Origin of the sequence: Variovorax sp. LjRoot84, assembly GCF_964254305.1 — a bacterium.
Taxonomy (GTDB): Bacteria; Pseudomonadota; Gammaproteobacteria; order Burkholderiales; family Burkholderiaceae_C; genus Variovorax.
On sequence record NZ_CAXUTE020000001.1, the window covers coordinates 2,057,223 to 2,079,495 of the forward strand.

A 22,273-nucleotide genomic window follows, 5' to 3' on the forward strand; every position below is an offset into this window, starting at 1 on the left:
AACAAAAATGGGTTTGTTGAGCCTTGCCATCTGGGTGCCGATCGCGTTCGGCGCCGCGCTGCTGGCCTTCGGTAAAGACGAGCATGCGAACGGCGTGCGCTGGATCGCGCTGGTCGGTTCGATCGCGAGCTTCCTGGTCACCATTCCGCTGTACACGCGCTTCCAGACCGGAACCGCCGCAATGCAGTTCGTCGAGAAGGGAAGCTGGATCGAGCGCTTCAGCATCCACTACCACGTCGGCCTCGACGGCCTGTCGCTGTGGCTGGTGCTCTTGACCGCGTTCATCACGGTGATCGTGGTGATCTCCGCGTGGGAGGTGATCACCGAGCGCGTCAACCAGTACATGGGCGCCTTCCTGATCCTTTCGGGCCTCATGATCGGCTCCTTCTCGGCGCTCGACGGCATCCTGTTCTACGTTTTCTTCGAAGCCACGCTGATCCCGATGTACCTGATCATCGGCATCTGGGGCGGCCCCAACAAGATCTACGCGGCCTTCAAGTTCTTCATCTACACGCTGCTCGGCTCGCTCCTGATGCTGGTCGCGCTGATCTACATGTACAACAAGTCGGGCGGCAGCTTCGACATCCTGAGCTGGCACAAGCTGCCGCTCAGCGCGAGCGCGCAGACCTTCCTGTTCTTCGCCTTCTTCGCGGCCTTCGCGGTCAAGGTGCCGATGTGGCCGGTCCATACCTGGCTGCCCGACGTGCACGTCGAGGCGCCCACGGGCGGTTCGGCCGTGCTGGCCGCGATCATGCTGAAGCTCGGCGCCTACGGCTTCCTGCGTTTCTCGATGCCGATCGCGCCCGATGCTGCGCACGAATGGGCCTGGCTCATGATCGGGCTGTCGCTGATCGCGGTGATCTACGTCGGTCTGGTGGCGCTGGTGCAGCAGGACATGAAGAAGCTGGTGGCCTATTCGTCCGTGGCGCACATGGGCTTCGTGACGCTGGGTTTCTTCATCTTCAACGAGCTCGGCGTGTCGGGCGGCATCGTGCAGATGATCGCGCACGGCTTCGTCTCTGGCGCGATGTTCCTCTGCATCGGCGTGCTCTACGACCGCGTGCACTCGCGCCAGATCGCCGACTACGGCGGCGTGGTCAACACCATGCCTAAGTTCGCGGCCTTCGCGCTGCTGTTCGCCATGGCCAACTGCGGCCTGCCCGCCACCGCCGGCTTCGTCGGCGAATGGATGGTGATCCTCGGCGCGGTCAAGGCCAATTTCTGGCTCGGCCTGGGCGCCTCCACGGCGCTGATCTTCGGCGCCGCCTACACGCTGTGGATGTACAAGCGCGTCTACCTCGGGCCGGTGGGCAACGACCATGTGAAGGAACTGAGCGACATCAATGCGCGTGAGTTCCTCATGCTGGGCTTGCTCGCGGCCGCGGTGCTGTGGATGGGCATCTATCCCAAGCCCTTCACCGACGTGACGAATGCCTCGGTGGCCGAGCTGCTGCGCCACGTGGCGACGCCCAAGCTGCCCCAATGAGTCCAAGCTGAACAAGAGAACGAGATGATTGACAAACTCAGCTGGATGACGATCTACCCCGAGGCGGTGCTGCTGGTCATGGCCTGCATCATCGCGCTGGTCGATCTGTCCACGACCAGCACGCACCGCACGCGCACCTACGTGCTGACGCTGCTCACGCTTGCCGTGGTGGCCTTTCTCACTGCGCTCCAGGCCACCGAGGGCAAGACCCACTACGGCTTCGCCGGCATGGTCGTGAGCGACCCGATGGGCAACTGGCTCAAGTGCTTCGCGACGCTGGCGCTGATGGTCACGCTGGTCTACGGCCGGCCCTATGCGGCCGACCGCGGCATGCTGAAGGGCGGCGAGATGTTCACGCTGAGCATGTTCGCCTTGCTCGGCATCTTCGTGATGATCTCGGGCAGCAACTTCCTTCTGATCTACCTCGGGCTCGAACTGCTCACGCTGTCGAGCTACGCGCTGGTCGCGCTGCGTCGCGACAACGCGGTGGCCAGCGAAGCCGCGATGAAGTACTTCGTGCTCGGCGCCATGGCCAGCGGTTTCCTGCTCTACGGCATGTCGATGATGTATGGCGCGACCGGGTCGCTCGACACCAACGAGGTGTTCAAGGCCATCGCGAGCCGCAAGGTCAACCACCAGGTGCTGGTTTTTGGGCTGGTGTTCATCGTCGCCGGCCTGGCCTTCAAGGTCGGCGCAGCGCCTTTCCACATGTGGGTGCCCGACGTCTACCAGGGCGCGCCGACCGCGGTCACGCTGATGATCGGCTCGGCGCCCGAGCTGGCGGCCTTCGCGATCATCATCCGCCTGCTGGTGGAAGGCCTGCTGCCGCTTGCGATCGACTGGCAGCAGATGCTCGCCTTGCTCGCCATCGCATCGCTTCTGGTCGGCAACCTGGCGGCCATCGCGCAGACCAACCTCAAGCGCATGCTGGCCTATTCGACCATCGCGCAGATGGGCTTCATGCTGTTGGGCCTGGTGGCGGGCGTGGTCAACAACAACACCTACAACGCGCAGTTCGCCTACAGCGCCTCGATGTTCTACATCGTGACCTACGTGCTGACCACGCTGGCGAGCTTCGGCATCATCCTGCTCTTGGCGCGCGAAGGCTTCGAGAGCGAGGAGATCACCGATCTCGCCGGCCTCAACCAGCGCAGCCCGCTCTATGCCGGCGTGATGGCGCTGGCCATGTTCTCGCTGGCCGGCATTCCGCCGCTGGTCGGCTTCTACGCCAAGCTGGCCGTGCTGCAGGCGCTGATCGCGTCGGGGCAGGGCCTGTACATCGCGCTGGCGGTGTTCGCCGTCGTGATGTCGCTGATCGGCGCCTTCTATTACATCCGCGTGGTCAAGGTCATGTACTTCGATGCGCCGGTCACCGCGAGCACGGTGTCGGCGCCGCGCGACGTGCGCACGGTGCTGACGATCAACGGCGCGCTGATCCTGATCCTCGGCATCGTGCCGGGGGGGCTCATGACGCTCTGCGCGCAGGCGATCGTGGCCACGCTGGCCAACTAGCAGGGCCTGCCCTAGGTGTCGCAGGGCGCATCGGTCTGGGTCGTGCTGCTGGTGGCGCTGGCGGCGGCCAATCTGCCCTTCGTCAACGAGCGGTTGTTCGGGCTGGTGCCGCTGTCGGCGCGCACCAAGTCGCTGGGCCTGCGACTGGCCGAACTCTTGCTTCTCTACTTCGTGGCCGGCGGCGTCGGCCTCCTGTTCGAACGCCGCGCGGGCCAGATCGCGCCGCAGGGTTGGGAGTTCTACGCCGTCACCGGCGCGCTTTTCGTCGTGCTGGCCTTTCCCGGCTTCACCTGGCGCTACCTGCTCAAGCATCGGAAATGACATGGACGACGCACATCTGAGGGAAGAGGGCACGAACAGCGAGCTGCTGTTCAAGGGCAATTTCCTGCACGCCAAGCGCGACACCGTGCGCCTGCCCGACGGCAAGAGCGCGACGCGCGAATACGTGATCCACCCGGGCGCGGTGGTGGTGGTGCCGCTGCTCGACGACGGCCGCGTCGTGCTCGAGCGGCAATACCGCTACCCGATCGGCCGCGTGATGACCGAATTCCCGGCCGGCAAGCTCGATGCCGGCGAAGACCCGCTTTTCTGCGGCCAGCGCGAGCTGATCGAGGAAACCGGCTACAGCGCGCGCGAATGGGCCCACGCCGGCGCCATGCACCTGGCGGTGGCGTACTCGACCGAGATCATCCACATCTACTTCGCGCGCGGCCTGTCGCTGGGCGACCGGCAGCTCGACCACGGCGAGTTCCTCGACGTCATCACTGCCACGCCGGACGAGCTGTTCGGCTGGTGCCGCGACGGCACCGTGTCCGACGCCAAGACGCTGACCTGCACGCTCTGGCTGCAAAACGTCCTGTCGGGCGCATGGGCGCTCGACTGGCAAACGCCCGCCGCACCCGCCGGCGCCTGATAATCCGCGCATGAAGGTCCTCAACCTCCAATGCGCCCACGGCCACGGCTTCGAGGGCTGGTTCGCGTCCAACGAGGCGTTCGAGACGCAGCTCGCCGGCGGCCTCGTGTCCTGCCCGATCTGTGCCGACACGGCCATCACCAAGCTGCTGGCCGCGCCGCGCCTGAACCTCGGCAGCCCCAAGCCGCCTGCCGAAGCGCCGAGCGCGCCTGCCGCCGAGAGCTCGCCTGAAGCACGCTGGATGCGTGCGGTGCGCGAGGTGATGGCCAAGACCGAAGACGTCGGCGAACGCTTCGCCGACGAGGCCCGCAAGATGCACTACGGCGAAGCCGAGGAGCGCGGCATCCGCGGTCAGGCCACGCGCGAGGAAGCGCAGACCCTGCTCGACGAAGGGATCGCGGTGTTTTCGCTGCCCATCCCGCCCGCCCTCAAAGAAACTCTGCAGTAAAGCTCTCCCCCAGGCTTGCCCACTTCGTGTGGCCGCCAACCCCTTCACCGGGGGCAACACCAGCGGCCCGGCAAAGCCGGTTCCGCGGTGTTCCTGGTATGGCGAATGCGAGTTGGCTGCCTGCCGGTGTGCCTACGAGGTGAACTGCAGCGCCGCGAGGCGTGCGTAGACGCCGTTCTGCGCGACCAGCGTCGCATGCGTTCCCTGTTCCACGATGCCGCCGTGGTCGAGCACCACGATGCGGTCGGCCTTCTGCACCGTCGCGAGCCGGTGGGCGATGACCAGCGTGGTGCGGCCCACCATCGCGGATTCGAGCGCGGCCTGCACCATGCGCTCGCTCTCGGCATCGAGCGCGCTGGTGGCTTCGTCGAGCAGGAGCAGCGGTGGGTTCTTGAGCATCGCGCGCGCGATCGCGATGCGCTGGCGCTGCCCGCCCGACAGGCGCACGCCGCGCTCGCCGAGGAAGGTGTCGTAGCCCTCGGGCAGCGCCTTCAGAAATCCGTCGGCAAAGGCGGCGCGCGCGGCGGCGTGGACTTCTTCGACGCTCGCATCGGGCCGGCCGTAGCGAATGTTTTCCAGCGCGCTGGCCGAGAAGATCACTGCGTCCTGCGGCACCAGCCCGATGCGCGTGCGCAGTTCGTCGAGTGACAGCTCTGCGAGCGAAGTGCCGTCGAGCGCGATGCGGCCCGATTGCGGGTCGTAGTAGCGCAAGAGCAGCTGGAACACCGTGCTCTTGCCCGCGCCGCTCGAGCCCACCAGCGCCACGGTTTCGCCCGGCGCCACCGCGAGGCTGAAGTCGCGCAGCGCCGGGGTGCCGGGCCGCGAGGGGTAGTGGAAGGTGACGCCCTCGAAGCTGACCGCGCTGCCGGCGGCGGGAACCACCGCCTTGGCCGGCTGGGCCGGCGAGACGATGACCGGCCTGGCGTGCAGCAGCTCCATCAGGCGCTCGGTGGCGCCGGCCGCGCGCAGCAGGTCGCCGTAGACCTCGCCCAGCACCGCGGCGGCACTGGCCAGGATGATCACGTAGACCACCGTCTGTCCGAGGTGGCCGGCCGTGATGTCGCCGCGCAGCACCGCCTGCGTGCCCTGGTACAAGCCCCACAGCAGCGCCGCCGAGGTCGCGATGATGATGAAGGCCACCAGCACCGAGCGCGCCTTCGTGCGGCGCACCGCGGTGCGGAAGGCGTTGTCGGTGGAGGCGTCGAAGCGGGCCGCTTCGCGCGCTTCGGCCGTGTAGCTCTGCACCACGGGAATCGCATTCAGCACCTCGGCCGCGATGGCGCTCGAATCGGCGACGCGGTCCTGGCTGGCCCGCGAAAGCCGGCGCACGCGGCGGCCGAACCACATGCTCGGCAGCACCACCAGCACCAGGATGCCGAGCACCTGCACCATCACATAGGGGTTGGTCCAGATCAGCATGGCCAGCGCGCCGCTGCCCATCACCGCGTTGCGCAATCCCATGCTGAGCGAGGAGCCGACGACGGTCTGCACCAGCGTCGTGTCGGCCGTCAGGCGCGACAGCACTTCGCCGGTCTGCGTGGTCTCGAAAAAGGCCGGGCTCTGGCGCAGCACATGGGCGTAGACCGCGTTGCGCAGGTCCGCCGTGACCCGCTCGCCGAGCCAGCTCACGGTGTAGAAGCGCGCCGCCGAGAAGATGCCGAGCGCCACGGCCACGGCGAACAGGGCCAGGAAATGCTCGCGCAGCGCCATGGCCTGGGCACCGCGGTCGGCGGCGATCAGGCCGCCATCGATCAGGCCGCGCAGGGCCAGCGGGAACACCAGCGTGGTCGCCGCCGCCAGGACCAGAAACACGGCAGCCAGCAGGATCTGGGTGCGGTAGGGGCGCAGAAAAGGGGTCAGCCCGGTCAGTGATTTGGGAGAGCCCTTGGCGAGCGAGGGCGAAGCGGGGGAAACCATGACTTCGATTCTAGCCAACGCTTGCCGCCTCAAAGGCAGCCTTGACAATAGTTGTCGTGACAATTAATATCGCGCCATGTCCGATTCCCCAAGCCCAGGAGCCGTACCGCCGGCCGCCGACTTCTACAAGCCGGAGAATTACCAAGCCGAGGAAAGCGTCGGCCACATGATGCGCCGCATCACGACCCTCGTGAGCCAGGCGGTCGCCAGCGACATGTGGGAACCGGGCGCGCCCACCTTTCCGCAATGGGCGCCGCTCTACAAGCTCCACCTGGGCCACGCCACCACCGTCGCGGAACTCGCGCGCGAGTGCCAGCTCGACACTGGCGCCATGACGCGCCTGCTCGACCGTCTCGAAGCCAAGGGCCTGTGCCGGCGCGTGCGCTCCGTTTCCGACCGGCGCGTGGTCAACATCGAACTGACCGACGAGGGCCGCGCCGCCGCCCGACAGGTACCCCATGTCCTATGCCGCGTGCAGAACGAGGCGCTTGCCGGCTTCACCCGTGAGGAGTGGGTGCAGCTCAAGGGCTATTTGCGCCGCATCCTCGACAACGCACAGGCCGTCGCGGCCCGTGGAGAAAAAGATGAATCCGCTTCTTCTTGAGTTCGCGCGCCGCCGCGCGATCGCCATGGCCGCTGCCTTGGCGGTCCTTGTTCTGGCCGGTTGCGCCGACATGGCGCACATCGATTCGCACGCGAAGCTGCGCGATGCCGATTCACTGGGGCTGGGGAGCGCGCAGGCCGCACCTGCCATCGACAGCCAATGGTGGCTCGGCTTCGGCGATGCCCAGCTCAACGCCCTGGTCGGCCAGGCGCTGGAAGGCAATCCCAATCTGCAGGTCGCGCGTGCGCGCCTTGCCCGCGCACAGGCCTCGACCGCCATCGCCGAGGCGGCCGGCAAACCGCAGATTGACGGCGAGCTCGATCTCACGCGGCAGAAGTTCAGCGGCAATTACATCTACCCGTCGCCGCTCGGCGGCTCGATCCAGGAGACCGGCACGCTGCAGCTCAATGCCAGCTGGGAGCTCGACTTCTTCGGCAAGAACCGCACCGCGATCGAGGCGGCCATCGGCAGCGCGAATGCCGCGGTCGCCGATGCCGACGCCGCCCGCGTCCTTTTGGCCAGCAACATCGCACGCGGCTATTTCCAGTGGGCCCGGCTGAACGACCAGCTGGCCGTGGCCAGGCGCACGCTGGCGCAGCGCGAAGAAACGCTGAAGCTGGTGCGCGACCGCGTCTCCGCCGGGCTCGACACGCGCCTCGAACTGCGCCAGAGCGAAGGCGGCCTGCCGCAGGCGCGCCAGCAGATCGAGTCCTTCCGCGAACAGATCGCGCTTGCGCAGCACGCGCTCGACGCGCTCGTTGCCAAGCCGAATGCGACGCAGGGCTTGGCCCCGCCAGCGCTCGGCGGCATCCGGCCGATCGCGCTGCAGCCCATGATCCCGGCCGACCTGCTGGGACGGCGCGCCGACATCGCGGCCGCGCGCTGGCGCGTCGAAGCCGCCACCAGCGATGTCGCGAACGCGAAGACGCAGTTCTATCCGAACATCAACCTCGTGGCCTTCGCCGGCTTCTCGAGCATCGGCTTCGACAACCTGGTCAAGTCCGGCAGCCAGCAGTGGGGCGTGGGCCCGGCCGTCCGGCTGCCGATCTTCGAAGGCGGCCGGCTGCGCGCCAACCTGCGCGGCAAGGCCGCCGATCTCGACGCCGCGATCGAGAGCTACAACGCCTCCGTGCTCGATGCGGTGCGCGACGTCGCCGACCAGGTCGCCAGCGCGCAATCGGTGACGCGCCAACAGGCCGAGCAACGCGACGCGCAGAGCGCGGCCGAAGCCGCCCACGACATCGCCGTGCAGCGCTACGGCGCCGGCCTCGGCAACTACCTCAACGTGCTGACGGCAGAGACCTCCGTGCTCGCGCAGCGCCGCGAAGCGGTCGACCTCGCCGCGCGCGCCCTCGACACGCAGGTCGGCCTGGCCCGCGCGCTGGGCGGCGGCTGGCAGCCCGCCACTTCGACCACTGCTGCGGCCGGCACGACACCGACCCCGCATCCCTGAACACCGCGCGAAACCGAAAGACATCTCCATGGACAGCAAGGACAACACCGACACGACCGTCCCGGCCCAATCCGTCGCCGAGGCGGCGCCTTCCAGCAGCAAGCGCCGCCGCGCGCTGACCGCACTCGCCTCGGTGGTGGTGCTGGCCGGCGCCGGCTGGGGCCTCTACGAATGGCTGGTCGCGAGCCACTACGAGTCGACCGACAACGCCTACGTGCAGGGCAACGTGATCCAGATCACGCCGCAGATCGGCGGCACCGTGATGGCCATCATGGCCGACGACACCGACCTCGTGAAAGCCGGCCAGCCGCTGGTGCAGCTCGATCCGGCCGATGCGAAGGTCGCGCTCGACCAGGCCGAGGCCGCGCTCGCGCAGACGGTGCGCCAGGTGCGCACGCTGTACGCCAACAACGGCTCGCTGGCCGCGCAGGTCACGCTGCGCCAGTCCGACATCGTCAAGGCGCAGAGCGACATCGCGCGCGCCCAGGACGACCTGAAGCGCCGTCAGGCGCTCACGGGCAACGGCGCGGTGTCGAAGGAAGAACTCAACCACGCCGAGACGACGCTCGCCAACGCGAAGAGCGCGCTCGCGGCGGCGCAGGCCGGCGTGGTCTCGGCGCGCGAACAGCTCGCGAGCAACCAGTCGCTGACCGAAGGCACCAGCGTCGAGCAGCACCCGAGCGTGCTGGCCGCCGCCGCCAAGGTGCGCGAGGCCTATCTCGCGACACAGCGCGTCGCGATGCCGGCACCGGTCGAAGGCTACGTGGCCAAGCGCACCGTGCAGCTCGGCCAGCGCGTCGCGGCCGGCACGCCGATGATGTCGATCGTGCCGCTGAACCAGGTGTGGGTCGACGCCAACTTCAAGGAAGTGCAGCTGCGCAGCATCCGCCTCGACCAGCCGGTGAAGCTCACGGCCGACGTGTACGGCAAGAAGGTCGAATACACCGGCCGCGTCGCCGGCCTCGGCGTCGGCACCGGTGCCGCCTTCGCGCTGCTGCCGGCGCAGAACGCCACCGGCAACTGGATCAAGGTGGTGCAGCGGGTGCCGGTGCGCATCGCGCTCGACCCCGAGCAGCTCAAGGCCAATCCGCTGCGCGTGGGCCTCTCGATGGATGCCGAGATCGACGTCACGCAGAAGGGCGGCAAGATGCTCGCCGACGCGCCGCGCGCCAGCGCGCTGAGTCAGACACAGGTCTACAGCCGGCTCGACCAGGGCGCCGACGCCGAAGTGCAGCGCATCATCGCGGCCAACATGGGCCGCGGCGCAGCGCTCGCGAGCACGGCGCGGCCCGCGGGCAGTGCCGCCTCTGCGGCAGGTGCATCGCCCTCGCACGTCAACCCGATCTGATTCGACGGCTTGCGCACGATGGCGACCGCTTCGGCTCTTCCCGCACCCCTGCCGCCGCTCGAGGGCTCCGCCCGGCTGTGGGGCACGATCGCGCTCTCGGCCGCGACCTTCATGAACGTGCTCGACACCTCGATCGCCAACGTCTCGCTGCCAGCCATCTCCGGCGACCTCGGCGTCAGTTCGACGCAGGGCACCTGGGTCATCACCAGCTTCGCGGTGGCCAACGCCATCGCGGTGCCGCTCACCGGCTGGCTCACGCAGCGCTTCGGCCAGGTGCGCCTGTTCATGGCCAGCGTGCTGCTGTTCATCATCAGCTCCTGGCTCTGTGGGCTGGCGCCCAACATGACGACGCTGATCGCGTTCCGCGCGCTGCAGGGCTTCGTCGCCGGGCCGATGATTCCGCTGTCGCAGACGCTGCTGCTGTCGAGCTACCCGAAGGCCAAGGCAGGGCTTGCGATGGCGATGTGGTCGATGACTACACTGGTCGCGCCCGTGATGGGGCCGCTGCTCGGCGGCTGGATCACCGACAACATCTCCTGGCCCTGGATCTTCTATATCAACATCCCGGTGGGCCTGCTTGCCGCGGCCATCACCTGGGGCATCTACCGCAAGCGCGAGAGCACGACGCGCAAGGTGCCCATCGATGCCATCGGCCTCGGGCTGCTGGTGCTGTGGGTGGGTTCGCTGCAGCTGATGCTCGACAAGGGCAAGGAACTGGACTGGTTCCATTCGGCCGAGATCGTGACGATGGCAGTGGTGGCGGTGGTCGGCTTCGCCTTCTTCCTGGTCTGGGAGCTGACCGACAAGCACCCGGTGGTCGACCTCTCGCTCTTCAAGCGCCGCAACTTCTGGTCGGGCGCGCTGGCGACGGCGGTGGCCTACGGCCTGTTCTTCGGCAACGTCGTGATCCTGCCGTTGTGGCTGCAGCAGTACATGGGCTACACGGCGACGCAGGCCGGCATGATCATGGCGCCGGTGGGCCTGCTCGCGATCGTGTTCTCGCCGATCGTCGGCCTCACGGTCGGCAAGATCGATCCGCGCCGCTACGCCACCTTCTCCTTCCTGGTGTTCGCGCTGGTGCTGTGGATGCGCTCCAACTTCAACACCCAGGCCGACTTCTGGACCATCATGATCCCGACCGTGATCCAGGGTGTGGCGATGGCCTTCTTCTTCATTCCGCTGGTGACGATCACGCTGTCGGGCCTCGCGCCCGATCGCATCGCGGCGGCTTCGGGGCTGTCGAACTTCGCGCGCATCACCGCGGGCGCCATGGGAACCTCCATCGCCACCACGGTGTGGGAGAACCGCGCCGCGCTGCATCACGCGCAGCTGGTCGAGTCGGTCAACCAGGGCAATGCGGCCGCGAGCAGCGCGATGGCCGGGCTCGGCAGCAGCGGCTTCAGCGCCGAACAGGTGCTGGGGCAGCTCAACCGCATCGTGGACCAGCAGTCCTTCATGCTGGCCGCGAATGATGTGTTCTATGCATCGGCGGTGCTGTTCCTGCTGCTGATTCCCTTCGTCTGGCTGGCCAAGCCGACGCGCGCTGCGGGTGCCTCCGATGCAGCCGCCGGCGCCCACTGACGCTCTCTTCCAACCAGCTGCCGCTGGTTGCAGTGCAGCATAGGCATTTGCCCCAGTAGGCAAGTTTGGTTACCGCTGCAAACAATGCGGTCCGCGCAACCATGGTGGTGCGCTCAGATGGACCGCATGACTGATCTTTCCTGCCAGCACACGGGCGACCGCGCGAGATGAGCGACATCATTCTCGAAACACGCCAGCTCACCAAGGAATTCAAGGGCTTCACCGCGGTCAGCAAGGTCGATCTCTCGGTCGTTCGCGGATCGATCCATGCCTTGATCGGCCCCAACGGCGCCGGCAAGACGACCTGCTTCAACCTGCTGACCAAGTTCCTCGAGCCCACTTCGGGAACCATCCTGTTCAACGGGATGGACATCACAAACGAGCGCCCGGCGCAGATTGCGCGGCGCGGCATCATCCGCTCGTTCCAGATCTCGGCCGTGTTCCCGCACCTGACCCTGCTCGAGAACGTGCGCCTGGGCCTGCAGCGCGCGCTCGGCACTTCCTACCACTTCTGGAAGAGCGAGAAATCGCTGAAGCCCCTCGATGAGCGCGCCCGCACGCTCTTGGCCGAGGTGGGGCTGGAAGAACTCGCCGACGAGCAGACCGTGAACCTGCCCTACGGCCGCAAGCGCGCGCTGGAGATCGCGACCACGCTTGCGATGGAGCCCGAGCTGATGCTGCTCGACGAGCCCACGCAGGGCATGGGCCACGAAGATGTGCACCGCGTGGCCGAACTCATCAAGCGCGTGTCGGCCGGCCGCACCATCCTGATGGTGGAGCACAACATGAGCGTGGTCTCGACCATCGCCGACACCATCACGGTGCTGCAGCGCGGCGCCGTGCTGGCCGAGGGGCCGTATGCCGAAGTCTCGAAGAATCCGCAGGTGATGGAAGCCTATATGGGCACCACCGACGGCCAATTGCAAGGAGCGCATTGAATGGCCGTTCCTGCACTCGAAATCAAGGACCTCCACGCCTGGTACGGCGAGTCGCATGTGCTGCATGGCGTCGACATGGTGGTGCAGCCCGGCGAGGTGGTCACGCTCCTGGGCCGCAACGGTGCGGGGCGCACCACCACGATGCGGGCCGTTCTGGGCCTCACCGGCGCGCGCAAGGGCAGCATCAAGGTCGACGGCGTTGAAACCATCGGCATGCCCACGCACCGCATCGCGCACCACGGCATCGGCTACTGCCCGGAAGAGCGCGGCATCTTCGCAAGCCTGTCGGCCGAGGAAAACCTGCTGCTGCCGCCCGTGCTGAAGGGCGCAGGGCAGGGCATGTCGGTGGACGAGATCTACGCGATGTTCCCCAACCTGGCCGAGCGCCGCAACAGCCAGGGCACGCGCCTGTCGGGCGGCGAGCAGCAGATGCTGGCGGTCGCGCGTATCCTGCGTACCGGCGCCAGGCTGCTTCTGCTCGACGAGATATCCGAAGGCCTGGCGCCCGTGATCGTGCAGGCGCTGGCCCGCATGATCCACATGCTGCGCGGCAAGGGCTACACCGTGGTCATGGTGGAGCAGAACTTCCGCTTCGCCGCGCCGCTGGCCGACCGTTTCTACGTGATGGAGCACGGTCGCATCGTCGAAAAGTTCGGCGCAACCGAACTCGAGGCCAAGATGCCGGTGCTCCATGAACTGCTCGGCGTCTGATCATTTTTCTGAAGGAGTCAACATGAAAACGCAACTCACCGCACTCGCGCTGGCCATCGGCGCACTGGCCCTTGCTTCCGGCGCACAGGCGCAGGACAAGGTCACGATCGGGTTCGTGACCGACATGTCGAGCCTGTACGCCGATCTGGAAGGCAAGGGGGGCGCCACGGCGATCCAGATGGCAATCGACGACTTCGGCGGCAAGGCGCTCGGGAAGCCGATCGAGCTGCTCTCGGCCGACCATCAGAACAAGGCTGACATCGCCGCCTCCAAGGCGCGCGAGTGGATCGACACGGCCGGCGCCAGCATGATCTTCGGCGGCACCAATTCCGGCGCGATGCTTGCGACAGCCAAGGTGGCGCAGGAGAAGAAGCGCGTGTTCTTCACCAACGGCGCGGCCAGCTCGGCGCTCACCAACGAGCAGTGCACCCCGTACACCGTGCACTACGCCTACGACACCGTGGCGCTGGCCAGGGGCACCGGCGGCGCGGTGGTCGATACCGGCGGCAAGACCTGGTTCTTCCTGACGGCCGACTACGCCTTCGGCCATGCGCTCGAAGCCGACACCGCCAAGGTGGTGAAGGAAAAGGGCGGCACGGTGGTCGGCGCGGTGCGCCATCCAACCAACGCCTCGGACTTCTCGTCCTTCCTGCTGCAGGCGCAAAACTCCAAGGCGCAGATCCTGGGTCTGGCCAACGCCGGCGGCGACACCATCAACTCGATCAAGGCCGCCAAGGAATTCGGCATCGGCAAGACCATGAAGACGGCGGGCCTGCTGGTGTTCCTGACCGACATACACAGCCTTGGCGTGAAGAACACGGAAGGCCTGCTCCATACGACCAGCTGGTATTGGGACCTGAACGACGACACGCGCAAGTTCGCGGCCCGCTACTTCGAAAAGACCAAGCGCATGCCCACCGACATCCAGGCGGCCGACTACTCGGCCACCACGACCTACCTCAAGGCGGTCGAGGCGGCCAAGTCGACGGATGCCGACAAGGTGATGGAACAGCTCAAGAAGCTGCCCATCAACGACTTCTATGCCAAGGGCACCATCCGCGCCGATGGCCGCATGGTGCACGACATGTACCTGGTGGCGGTCAAGTCGCCGGCCGAGTCGAAGAAGCCCTGGGACTACTTGAAGGTGGTCAAGACGCTGCCGGGCGACCAGGTCTTCACGACAAAAGCCGAGAGCAAGTGCTCCCTCTGGAAATAAGCTGACTCACTGATCTCGTTCATCGCCTTCCCGTATGCAAATTTCACTGCCTGCCCTGCTGAGCCAGCTCCTTCTCGGGTTGGTCAACGGATCGTTCTACGCGATCCTGAGCCTTGGGCTCGCAGTGATCTTCGGCCTGCTCAATGTGATCAACTTCGCGCACGGCGCGCTGTTCATGCTGGGCGCCGTGCTGACCTGGATGGCGATGAACTACTTCAACGTCAACTACTGGGTGATGCTGGTCGCGGCGCCGATCATCGTCGGCTTGTTCGGCGTGCTGATCGAGCGGCTGCTGCTGCGCTGGATCTACAAGCTCGATCATCTCTACGGTCTCCTGCTCACGCTCGGCCTCACGCTGCTGATCGAAGGCGTGTTCCGCTCGGTCTACGGCGTCTCGGGCCTGGGCTACGACGCGCCCGATGCGCTGTCGAGCGCCACCGATCTCGGCTTCATGGTGCTGCCCAACTACCGTGCCTGGGTGGTGGCGGCCTCGCTCGTGGTCTGCTTCGCGACCTGGTTCGTGATCGAGAAGACGCGGCTGGGCGCCTACCTGCGCGCAGGCACCGAGAACCCGCGCCTGGTCGAGGCCTTCGGCGTCAACGTGCCGCTGATGATCACGCTGACCTACGGCTTCGGCGTCGCGCTCGCAGCCTTCGCGGGCGTGCTGGCGGCGCCGGTGATCCAGGTCTCGCCGCTGATGGGGCAGAACCTCATCATCGTGGTGTTCGCGGTGGTCGTGATCGGCGGCATGGGCTCGATCATGGGAGCCATCTTGACCGGGCTCGGCCTCGGCGTGATCGAGGGCCTGACCAAGGTCTTCTATCCCGAGGCGTCCTCCACCGTCGTGTTCGTGATCATGGTCATCGTGCTGCTCATCCGGCCGGCCGGCTTGTTCGGAAAAGAAAAATAAGACGCGAGCCGCATGAAAAAGCTATCCCTCGTCATCTACCTGCTGCTGCTCGTCGCGCTGATCGTGGCGCCCTTCGCCGGCGCCTACCCGGTGTTCGTGATGAAGCTCATGTGCTTCGCACTGTTCGCCTCGGCTTTCAATCTGCTGCTCGGCTACACCGGGCTCCTGTCTTTCGGCCACGCGGCCTTCCTCGGCGGCTCGGCCTACGTGGCGGGGCAGGTGATGAAGGTCTGGGGCCTGACGCCCGAACTGGGCCTCATCGCCGGCACGCTCACCGGCGCCTTGCTGGGCTGGCTGTTCGGCGTGCTGGCGATCCGCCGTCAAGGCATCTACTTCGCGATGATCACGCTGGCGCTGGCGCAGATGATGTTCTTCGTCGCGCTGCAGGCCAAGTTCACCGGCGGCGAGGACGGCCTGCAGGGCGTGCCGCGCGGCCGGCTCTTCGGCCTGCTCGATCTGCAGAACGACCTCACCATGTACTACGTGGCGCTGGCGATCGTGGTCGCCGCCTTCCTCTTGATCGTGCGCAGCATCCATTCGCCCTTCGGTCAAGTGCTGAAGGGCATCAAGGAAAACGAGGCACGCGCGCTCTCACTGGGCTACGACGTAAGCCGCTTCAAGCTGCTGGCCTTCGTGATCTCGGCGGCGCTCTCGGGCCTGGCCGGTTCGCTCAAGACCCTGGTGCTGGGCTTCGCCACCTTGTCCGACGTGCACTGGACCGCGTCGGGTCAGGTCATCCTGATGACGCTGGTGGGCGGCCTGGGCACGCTCTCCGGCCCGCTGGTCGGCTCGGCCGTGGTGGTGCTGCTCGAGAACAAGATCGGCGAGTTCGGCAACCTGCTCGCGCGCATCACCACCATCGACTGGTTCAACACCCTCGGCGAGTCGGTCACCATGGTCACCGGCCTGATCTTCGTGATCTGCGTGCTGGCCTTCCGGCGCGGCATCATGGGCGAGATCATCGCCTTCGTCGAGCGGCAGCGCGGGCCGCGCGCCTAGCCATGTGGCAGCCCGCTGAACGTTACCCCGACTCCGCCATCGAAATCCTCGACCCGCGCTTCGCGAAGTACCGCATCACCAGCGCCGCCGTCGAGCGGCTGGCGACCGGCTTCCGCTGGGCCGAAGGACCGGTGTGGTTCGGCGACGGCCGCTACCTGCTGTGGAGCGACATTCCCAACAACCGCGTGATGCGCTGGGACGAGGAGACCGGTGCGGTCAGCGCGTTCCGCAAGCCCTCGAACTTCGCCAACGGCCATACGCGCGATCGCCAGGGGCGACTCGTCAGCTGCGAGCACGGCACGCGGCGCGTGACGCGCACCGAGTACGACGGCAGCATCACCGTGATCGTCGACCGCTTCGAGGGCAAGCGGCTCAACTCGCCCAACGACATCGTCGTCAAGTCGGACGATTCGATCTGGTTCACCGATCCGCCCTTCGGCATCCTCGGCCACTACGAAGGCCATGCGGCCGAGGCCGAGCTGCCCACCAACGTCTACCGCGTCGACGGCCGCACCGGCGAGGCCACGGTAGTTTGCGGCGACGTCAACCGGCCCAACGGCCTGTGCTTCTCGCCCGACGAGCGCCGGCTCTATGTGGTGGAGTCGGGCACCTTGCCGCGCCGCATCCGCGTGTTCGACTTGAGCGATGACGGCCGCCGGCTCCAGAACGACCGCGTGTTCCTGCAGACCGAGATGGAGGGCTCGCCCGATGGCTTCCGCTGCGACGTCGACGGCAACCTGTGGGCCGGCTGGGGCACCGGCGAGGGCCGCGACGGCGTGATGGTGTTCGCGCCCGACGCCACGCCGATCGGGCGCATCGCATTGCCCGAGCGCTGCGCCAACCTGTGCTTCGGCGGCATCGCGCGCAACCGGCTCTTCATGGCGGCGAGCCAGTCGCTCTATGCGCTCTACGTCAACACGCAGGGTGCGCGCGGCGGTTGAGGCGCCTCACATGCCTCACATGCGAAGGGCCTGCGCGTAGCCGGTCATCTCCAGATAGCCGCGGCCGACGCGCCGCCCGCCGTCGTCCTGCAGATCGCTCAGGCCTTCCCAGTAGACGGCGCCGGTCGAACCCCGGCTGTCGAGCTCCTGATCGTCGAGCAGTGCCTGCACCCTGAAGACGCCGGCCGGCGTCTGGATGCGCCATCGGGTCGGGTAGGCCGCGCGCGTGCGCGGGCTGGTCCAGGTGCTTTCGGCGTCGAAGCGCAGTTCGTCGTGGCCGAACACGCGCAGCGTTCCGTCGGCGCTGCGCAGCGACCCGCCGAACCACAGGGCTGTGCCGTCGCGCCGGCGTATGCGAAAGGCCATCAGTGCGCCGCCGTCGTCGAGGTTCATGCCGATCCAGTCCCAGCCGGCCGCATTGGGATGCAGGTAGGCTTCGCTCCACTCGTGATCGAGCCATGCCTTGCCCTGTACGTCGAAGCCGCGGCCTTGCAAGGTGAGGCGGCCCTGCGTCGCGAGCTGCGGTTCGCTGTAGTAGTAGCTGGCCTGCTCGGCATCGGGGCCCTTGCGCGAGAGGCCGTCCTTGCCCTGCAGCAGCACCGGCTGGGTGGCTGAAAAACGCAGGTCGAGCCCGAAGCCCTCGGCCGGCAACTTGGCCGTGTAGCCCTCGGCGTCGCGCTTCAGCGTCCAGTTGCGCAGCCGGACGTCGGTGCCCTCTTCGGCGGCCGACGCCACGCCGAAGCCCGCACGCGCGATGCGCTCGTCGTGCCAGAGCTTGCGGCCTTCAAGATCGGTGAGTGCCGCATGCGCAAAGATCAGCTGACGCGCCGCGAAGTCCGAGCGCATCGCCTGCGTCGCAACGACCCGCGAGCGGAAGAAGGTGAGCTGGAAGCCGAAGTCGCGTGCCCCGGCCTGCGCATGGCCGGTGATGTACCACCACTCGGTGCGCAGATCCGAATGGCTGCCGAAGTCGCGTGGAAACCGCAGCATGCGCGGCGGCAGCGCCCATGCCGCCGGCGCCGCGAGTGCCGACAGAAGCACTGTACGGCGCGACAGCATGCTCAACTCGCCAGCAGTGCGTCGACGCGCTGCTGCGCCGCGTTGCAATCGCCGAAGGCATTCGCCACCCACGCCGCATCGTGGTAGCTCGGCAGGTAGCGCTCGCCCGCATCGCACAAGAGCGACAGGATCGAGCCTTGCCGCCTCGCCGCGCGCATCTCGCCGGCCAGCGCCAGCATGCCGATGAAGTTGGTGCCGGTCGACGGGCCGACCTTGCGGCCCAGCAGCGCCGAGAGCGCGCGCATCGCGGCGATCGAGTCGGTGTTCGGCACCTCGATCATGCGGTCCACCAGCGAAGGGATGAAGCTGGCTTCCACGCGCGGCCGTCCGATGCCCTCGATGCGCGAGCCCGGCGCCGTCAGCGTCGCGTCGCCGGTGCGGTGGTAGGCCGCGAACACCGAGCCCTCGGGATCGGCCACGCAGACCTGCGTGTCGTGGCAGCGGTAGCGCACATAGCGCCCGATGGTCGCGCTGGTGCCGCCGGTGCCGGCGCCGACCACGATCCAAGCCGGCACCGGGTGCCGCTCGTGCGCCATCTGCTGGAACATGCTCTCGGCGATGTTGTTGTTGCCGCGCCAGTCCGTCGCGCGTTCGGCGTAGGTGAACTGGTCCATGTAGTGGCCGCCCGCGCGCTCGGCAAGCGTTCGGGCTTCGTCGTAGACCTCGGCCGCGTGGTCGACGAAATGGCACTGGCCGCCGTAGAAGGCGATCTGTGCGATCTTCTCGGGCGAGGTGCTCTTCGGCATCACGGCGATGAAGGGCAGACCCAGCAGTCGTGCGAAGTAGGCCTCGCTCACCGCGGTCGACCCGCTCGAGGCCTCGACGACCGTGGTGCGCTCGCCGATCCAACCGTTGCACAGCGCGTAAAGGAAGAGCGAACGCGCCAGCCGGTGCTTGAGGCTGCCGGTCGGGTGCGTCGATTCGTCCTTGAGGTAGAGGTCGATGCCGTGCGCGGCGAAGGCCGGCAGCGGCAGGGGGATCAGGTGCGTGTCGGCGCTGCGCTGGTAGTCGGCCTCGATGCGGCGGATCGCGCTGCCGAGCCAGAGGCTGTCGGGAGGGGAGGCATGGGTCACGCCGACGAGTCTACAAGCCCTGTGCGCTCAACCGAAGGTGAACGCGTAGGCTTGCGCGCCGGCGTCGAGGAATTCGATCTCGAACAGGCGGTCGTTGCCGGGCGACGCCTGGCGGACGAGCTGGTAGAGCCGCTGCCCGTCGATCGTTCCGTTGCCCTGGGCGTCGATGTCGAAGCCGTGGTCCGTGAGCGGCGGCTTGCCGTCCACCAGCACCTTGAAGCGCACCGGTTTGCCGTCGGCCGAGGGACCGAGCACCAGGTGCAGGTCGCGCGCATGGAAGCGCAAGGCGATGCGGCCGTTGGCGCGGTTCGCGACTACGCGCTCGCGTTCCACCGTCCAGTCGCCGGCGAGCGCCCAATGGTTCGTTCGCAGCGAAGCGGCAGCCTGGTAGGCGTTCGCGCGATCATTCGCGATGCCTCCCGGCGAAGCGAAGCCGTGCGTGCGTTCGTAGCCCAGATAGGTTTCTCCGGACAACGCGGGTGAAGCGCCCGGCGCGGCCTGGACGCCTTCGCCCTGCGGCGCGACCAGCCCGGCCGGAACATGGCTTCGCCCAGCCTCGGCCAGCAGTTGCTGGATGATTCGTTCCAATTTCTCGTACCGGTTCTCTCCGAACTGGTGATGGCGGATGCGCCCCTCTGCATCGATGACATAAAAGGCGGGCCAGGCCTGGTTGTCGAAGCCGCGCCAGATGGCGAAGTCGTTGTCGATGGCGACCGGAAAGTCGATGCGAAGGTCCTTCGCCGCCCAGCGCACGTTGGCCGGGCGCTTCTCGAACGCGAACTCGGGCGCATGCACGCCGATGACCACCAGGCCCGCATCCTTGTACTTCTCCGACCATGCGCGAAGGTAGGGCAGGGTGCGCAGGCAGTTGATGCACGAGTAGGTCCAGAAGTCGACCAGCACCACCTTGCCGCGCAGGTCTTCGGTCGTCAGCGGGGCGGAGTTGATCCACCCGGTCGCGCCAGCCAGTGAAGGAAAGACGCCCTCGATTCCGAGCATTCGCGCGGGTGCCGGTTCGCGGGCGGCTGCCGTCGGGATCAGCCCGGTCTCCTCGGGACGGAGGCTCGTATCGGCGGGCTGCGGCTTCTGGCGCTCGATCTTCTCGACGAGCGCCTGCTCCAGTGCCGACGTGGTGCCGACCGAGAGCCGGGCGAGCAAGCCAGTGTCCAGGCCCAGTGCGATGGCGGTGACACCCACCAGAACTGCCGCACCGGCGCCACGCCGGATCCACTCGCCCGTGTGGAGCGATCCCTTCAGGGCCGCGAACACGCGCCCGCCGAACAGCAGCGCTGCCGCCAGCGAGGTGCACGCGCCGGCCGCATAGGCCAAGAGCAACAGCGAGGTGCCGACGCTGGCGCCATTGAGTGCTGCGCCGGTCAGGATCAAGCCGAGGATCGGACCCGCGCAGGGCGCCCAGAGCAGGCCCGTGCCCACGCCCAGCAGGAGCGGCGAAAAAACGGAAGGCCGCGTGGAAGTCCCATCCGCCTGGGAGTCGGACAGCCGGATGCCGAGCGCGACGAGCGGCCTGCTCAGACGGTCGGCCACGGTCGGGAACAGCAGCGTGACGCCGAACACCGCAAGCAGCGCGATCGCGGCGTAGCGCCCGTACTCGTTGAGCTCGACCACCCAGCCGCCGCCCACCGCGGCCAGCGTGGCGATGGCGGCAAAGGCCAGCGCCATGCCGAAGAGAAGGGGCAGGCCGTGCGATCGGAACGGCCGGTCGGCGCGCGCGAACACGAAAGGGAGCACCGGCAGGATGCACGGGCTCAGGATGGTGAGCACGCCGCCCAGGTAGGCCACGATCAGAACGAGCATGATGTTTCTCGATGAGGTGCTGCGGTCAGGCCGCGCCGGGTTTGAACAGGGTCACGCGGGCTTCGAGCCCGCCTTCGCTGCGGTTGTGCAGGCTGAGCTCCGCGCCCATCGCCATCGCGAGCTGGTGCGCGATGGCGAGTCCCAGGCCCGTGCCGCCGGTGCTTCGGTTGCGCGAGCTTTCGACCCGGTAGAAGGGCTTGAGCACGGCCTCCAGCTCGTCGGGCGGGATGCCCGGTCCGTTGTCGAGCACCGCGACGACCAGCCGGTCCGCCTCGGCATGCACCCGCACGCGCACGTCGCTGCCGAACTTCAATGCGTTGTCGATCAGGTTCACGAGGATCCGGCGCAGGGCATTGGGGCGCGTCACGATCGGCGCGTCGATGCGTCCCTCCAGCTGCACGGCCTGGCCCGAGTCCTCGTAGTCGGCGACCATGCTTTCGAGCAGCGCATCGGCATCGATGCGCAAGGGCGGTTCCGTCGCGCCATGCAGCGTGCGCGCATAGGTGACGCCTTCTCTCACCAGCGCGTTCATGGCATCGAGGTCCTGCCGGAATTTGAGCTGGTCCTTCTCGTTGTCCATCAACTCGGTGCGCAGCCGCATCCGGGTGATCGGCGTCTGCAGATCGTGCGAGATCGCCGCCAGGATCTCCACGCGCTCGGCCATGTAGCCGGCGATGCGCCGCTGCATCGCATTGAAGGCGCGTGCCGCGTGCGCCACTTCGGTGGGGCCTTCTTCGCCGAGCGTCCGGGCCTTCAGGTCGGGCCCGAGTTCGTCCGCCGCCGCGGCGAGCCGCGCCAGCGGCCGTGTGACCAGCCGCACCGCGAACCAGGCGCAGACGGCCAGCACCACGAGCTGGATCGCCAGCAGCCACATGACCCAGTTCGACACCGGCATGCCTACCCGTCTTGCATCGACGATCACCGGGCTGCCGTCCGCCAGCTTCACCTGGATCCGAAGGCCTTCGGTCGGTTCGGCGACCTGTGCCACCTTCACGACCTCGAACGGATGCAGCGCGTTGACGATGGCGGCGGCGAACTCCTGCGCCAGCGGCGTCGCGGGCGCGGGGGCCGTGACGCTGCCGTCCAGCATGAAACGGTAGTTGCGCCGCTCCAGCCGGCCCAGCCAGCTCGCGCGCTCCGCGGCGGGCAGGCGATCCAGGATGGCGATCGAACTCGCGATGTCGCGCTCGATGCCGCTCATCATCAGCTCGCGCAGCGCCATGCTGCGCTCGTAGCGGATCGCTGCGAAGGTCAGCAACTGCGCGATCGCGAGGCCCACGACGATGATCAGCGTTACGCGGGAGAACAGCGAGCGGGGGATCAGCCGGTGCATGGTGGGCATGGATGGG

The 22,273-nt window shown here is 67.4% G+C and carries 20 protein-coding genes; 15 read left to right on the plus strand and 5 right to left on the minus strand.

The window, feature by feature from the left end; translation table 11 throughout:
* Window positions 1-7: 7 nt before the first annotated feature.
* Genes ACSQ9I_RS10670 through ACSQ9I_RS10690 form a run of 5 tightly spaced genes read left to right on the plus strand, consistent with a single transcriptional unit; the run spans window position 8 to window position 4,359 of the window.
* Entirely contained in the window at window positions 8-1,486 is a 1,479-nt protein-coding gene (locus tag ACSQ9I_RS10670; protein WP_436303527.1) for an NADH-quinone oxidoreductase subunit M, read from the plus strand.
* Window positions 1,487-1,510: 24 nt separating this feature from the next.
* Entirely contained in the window at window positions 1,511-2,998 is a 1,488-nt protein-coding gene (nuoN, locus tag ACSQ9I_RS10675; RefSeq protein ID WP_436303528.1) for an NADH-quinone oxidoreductase subunit NuoN, read from the plus strand.
* Window positions 2,999-3,013: 15 nt separating this feature from the next.
* Window positions 3,014-3,319 (plus strand): DUF2818 family protein, encoded by a 306-nt coding sequence (locus tag ACSQ9I_RS10680; protein WP_093102441.1) that lies wholly within the window; start codon window positions 3,014-3,016, stop codon window positions 3,317-3,319.
* 1 nt (window position 3,320) lies between these two features.
* Window positions 3,321-3,911 (plus strand): NUDIX domain-containing protein, encoded by a 591-nt coding sequence (locus ACSQ9I_RS10685; RefSeq protein ID WP_093102443.1) that lies wholly within the window; start codon window positions 3,321-3,323, stop codon window positions 3,909-3,911.
* Window positions 3,912-3,921: 10 nt separating this feature from the next.
* Window positions 3,922-4,359 (plus strand): DUF1178 family protein, encoded by a 438-nt coding sequence (locus tag ACSQ9I_RS10690; protein WP_093102444.1) that lies wholly within the window; start codon window positions 3,922-3,924, stop codon window positions 4,357-4,359.
* 132 nt (window positions 4,360-4,491) lie between these two features.
* Here the strand turns inward: ACSQ9I_RS10690 and ACSQ9I_RS10695 are convergent, their stop codons facing one another.
* Window positions 4,492-6,276: an ABC transporter transmembrane domain-containing protein gene (locus ACSQ9I_RS10695; protein ID WP_093102446.1), complete on the minus strand. Its 1,785-nt coding sequence runs from the start codon at window positions 6,274-6,276 to the stop codon at window positions 4,492-4,494.
* Window positions 6,277-6,352: 76 nt separating this feature from the next.
* Between ACSQ9I_RS10695 and ACSQ9I_RS10700 the strand changes: the two genes are divergently transcribed.
* The 10 genes from ACSQ9I_RS10700 (at window position 6,353) to ACSQ9I_RS10745 (ending at window position 16,977) form a co-directional block, all read left to right on the plus strand.
* A complete protein-coding gene (locus ACSQ9I_RS10700) occupies window positions 6,353-6,880 on the plus strand; it encodes a MarR family winged helix-turn-helix transcriptional regulator (protein WP_436313149.1) in 528 nt (175 codons plus the stop codon).
* Window positions 6,861-8,333, plus strand: coding sequence for an efflux transporter outer membrane subunit (locus tag ACSQ9I_RS10705; RefSeq protein WP_436313150.1), 1,473 nt, complete (start codon window positions 6,861-6,863; stop codon window positions 8,331-8,333). The genes ACSQ9I_RS10700 and ACSQ9I_RS10705 overlap by 20 nt, the downstream gene beginning before the upstream one ends.
* Window positions 8,334-8,361: 28 nt before the next feature.
* Window positions 8,362-9,681 carry an HlyD family secretion protein gene (locus ACSQ9I_RS10710; RefSeq protein WP_436313151.1) on the plus strand — a complete coding sequence of 440 codons (1,320 nt, stop codon included), beginning with the start codon at window positions 8,362-8,364 and terminating at the stop codon, window positions 9,679-9,681.
* 18 nt (window positions 9,682-9,699) lie between these two features.
* Window positions 9,700-11,262, plus strand: a complete 1,563-nt coding sequence (locus ACSQ9I_RS10715) for a DHA2 family efflux MFS transporter permease subunit (protein WP_436313152.1) — start codon at window positions 9,700-9,702, stop codon at window positions 11,260-11,262.
* Window positions 11,263-11,429: 167 nt separating this feature from the next.
* Window positions 11,430-12,200 (plus strand): ABC transporter ATP-binding protein, encoded by a 771-nt coding sequence (locus tag ACSQ9I_RS10720; protein ID WP_436290620.1) that lies wholly within the window; start codon window positions 11,430-11,432, stop codon window positions 12,198-12,200.
* Window positions 12,201-12,911 carry an ABC transporter ATP-binding protein gene (locus tag ACSQ9I_RS10725; protein ID WP_436313153.1) on the plus strand — a complete coding sequence of 237 codons (711 nt, stop codon included), beginning with the start codon at window positions 12,201-12,203 and terminating at the stop codon, window positions 12,909-12,911.
* Window positions 12,912-12,933: 22 nt separating this feature from the next.
* Window positions 12,934-14,127 carry an ABC transporter substrate-binding protein gene (locus ACSQ9I_RS10730; RefSeq protein ID WP_436313154.1) on the plus strand — a complete coding sequence of 398 codons (1,194 nt, stop codon included), beginning with the start codon at window positions 12,934-12,936 and terminating at the stop codon, window positions 14,125-14,127.
* A 34-nt stretch (window positions 14,128-14,161) separates the two neighbouring features.
* A complete protein-coding gene (locus ACSQ9I_RS10735) occupies window positions 14,162-15,037 on the plus strand; it encodes a branched-chain amino acid ABC transporter permease (protein WP_093102459.1) in 876 nt (291 codons plus the stop codon).
* Between the two features lie 12 nt (window positions 15,038-15,049).
* Complete coding sequence (locus ACSQ9I_RS10740; protein WP_436313155.1) at window positions 15,050-16,036, plus strand: branched-chain amino acid ABC transporter permease; 987 nt, start codon at window positions 15,050-15,052, stop codon at window positions 16,034-16,036.
* Window positions 16,037-16,038: 2 nt separating this feature from the next.
* The gene (locus ACSQ9I_RS10745) at window positions 16,039-16,977 is read left to right on the plus strand and encodes an SMP-30/gluconolactonase/LRE family protein (protein WP_436313156.1); all 939 of its coding nucleotides are present in this window, start codon (window positions 16,039-16,041) and stop codon (window positions 16,975-16,977) included.
* A 15-nt stretch (window positions 16,978-16,992) separates the two neighbouring features.
* Here the strand turns inward: ACSQ9I_RS10745 and ACSQ9I_RS10750 are convergent, their stop codons facing one another.
* Genes ACSQ9I_RS10750 through ACSQ9I_RS10765 form a run of 4 tightly spaced genes read right to left on the minus strand, consistent with a single transcriptional unit; the run spans window position 16,993 to window position 22,266 of the window.
* Entirely contained in the window at window positions 16,993-18,036 is a 1,044-nt protein-coding gene (locus tag ACSQ9I_RS10750) for a lipocalin-like domain-containing protein (RefSeq protein ID WP_436313157.1), read from the minus strand.
* Window positions 18,037-18,038: 2 nt separating this feature from the next.
* Window positions 18,039-19,109 (minus strand): PLP-dependent cysteine synthase family protein, encoded by a 1,071-nt coding sequence (locus ACSQ9I_RS10755; protein ID WP_436313158.1) that lies wholly within the window; start codon window positions 19,107-19,109, stop codon window positions 18,039-18,041.
* Window positions 19,110-19,136: 27 nt separating this feature from the next.
* Window positions 19,137-20,924: a cytochrome c biogenesis protein DipZ gene (locus tag ACSQ9I_RS10760; protein WP_436313159.1), complete on the minus strand. Its 1,788-nt coding sequence runs from the start codon at window positions 20,922-20,924 to the stop codon at window positions 19,137-19,139.
* Between the two features lie 25 nt (window positions 20,925-20,949).
* Window positions 20,950-22,266 carry a sensor histidine kinase gene (locus ACSQ9I_RS10765; RefSeq protein WP_436313160.1) on the minus strand — a complete coding sequence of 439 codons (1,317 nt, stop codon included), beginning with the start codon at window positions 22,264-22,266 and terminating at the stop codon, window positions 20,950-20,952.
* Window positions 22,267-22,273: the final 7 nt, after the last annotated feature.

Excerpts from the sequence above, each read along its gene's own strand:
- ACSQ9I_RS10670 (WP_436303527.1), top strand. The coding sequence starts at position 8 with ATGGGTTTGTTGAGCCTTGCCATCTGGGTGCCGATCGCGTTCGGCGCC.
- nuoN (WP_436303528.1), top strand. The coding sequence starts at position 1,511 with ATGATTGACAAACTCAGCTGGATGACGATCTACCCCGAGGCGGTGCTG.
- ACSQ9I_RS10685 (WP_093102443.1), top strand. The coding sequence starts at position 3,321 with ATGGACGACGCACATCTGAGGGAAGAGGGCACGAACAGCGAGCTGCTG.
- ACSQ9I_RS10690 (WP_093102444.1), top strand. The coding sequence starts at position 3,922 with ATGAAGGTCCTCAACCTCCAATGCGCCCACGGCCACGGCTTCGAGGGC.
- ACSQ9I_RS10695 (WP_093102446.1), bottom strand. The coding sequence starts at position 6,276 with ATGGTTTCCCCCGCTTCGCCCTCGCTCGCCAAGGGCTCTCCCAAATCA.
- ACSQ9I_RS10700 (WP_436313149.1), top strand. The coding sequence starts at position 6,353 with ATGTCCGATTCCCCAAGCCCAGGAGCCGTACCGCCGGCCGCCGACTTC.
- ACSQ9I_RS10705 (WP_436313150.1), top strand. The coding sequence starts at position 6,861 with ATGAATCCGCTTCTTCTTGAGTTCGCGCGCCGCCGCGCGATCGCCATG.
- ACSQ9I_RS10710 (WP_436313151.1), top strand. The coding sequence starts at position 8,362 with ATGGACAGCAAGGACAACACCGACACGACCGTCCCGGCCCAATCCGTC.
- ACSQ9I_RS10715 (WP_436313152.1), top strand. The coding sequence starts at position 9,700 with ATGGCGACCGCTTCGGCTCTTCCCGCACCCCTGCCGCCGCTCGAGGGC.
- ACSQ9I_RS10720 (WP_436290620.1), top strand. The coding sequence starts at position 11,430 with ATGAGCGACATCATTCTCGAAACACGCCAGCTCACCAAGGAATTCAAG.
- ACSQ9I_RS10725 (WP_436313153.1), top strand. The coding sequence starts at position 12,201 with ATGGCCGTTCCTGCACTCGAAATCAAGGACCTCCACGCCTGGTACGGC.
- ACSQ9I_RS10730 (WP_436313154.1), top strand. The coding sequence starts at position 12,934 with ATGAAAACGCAACTCACCGCACTCGCGCTGGCCATCGGCGCACTGGCC.
- ACSQ9I_RS10735 (WP_093102459.1), top strand. The coding sequence starts at position 14,162 with ATGCAAATTTCACTGCCTGCCCTGCTGAGCCAGCTCCTTCTCGGGTTG.
- ACSQ9I_RS10740 (WP_436313155.1), top strand. The coding sequence starts at position 15,050 with ATGAAAAAGCTATCCCTCGTCATCTACCTGCTGCTGCTCGTCGCGCTG.
- ACSQ9I_RS10745 (WP_436313156.1), top strand. The coding sequence starts at position 16,039 with ATGTGGCAGCCCGCTGAACGTTACCCCGACTCCGCCATCGAAATCCTC.
- ACSQ9I_RS10750 (WP_436313157.1), bottom strand. The coding sequence starts at position 18,036 with ATGCTGTCGCGCCGTACAGTGCTTCTGTCGGCACTCGCGGCGCCGGCG.
- ACSQ9I_RS10760 (WP_436313159.1), bottom strand. The coding sequence starts at position 20,924 with ATGCTCGTTCTGATCGTGGCCTACCTGGGCGGCGTGCTCACCATCCTG.
- ACSQ9I_RS10765 (WP_436313160.1), bottom strand. The coding sequence starts at position 22,266 with ATGCCCACCATGCACCGGCTGATCCCCCGCTCGCTGTTCTCCCGCGTA.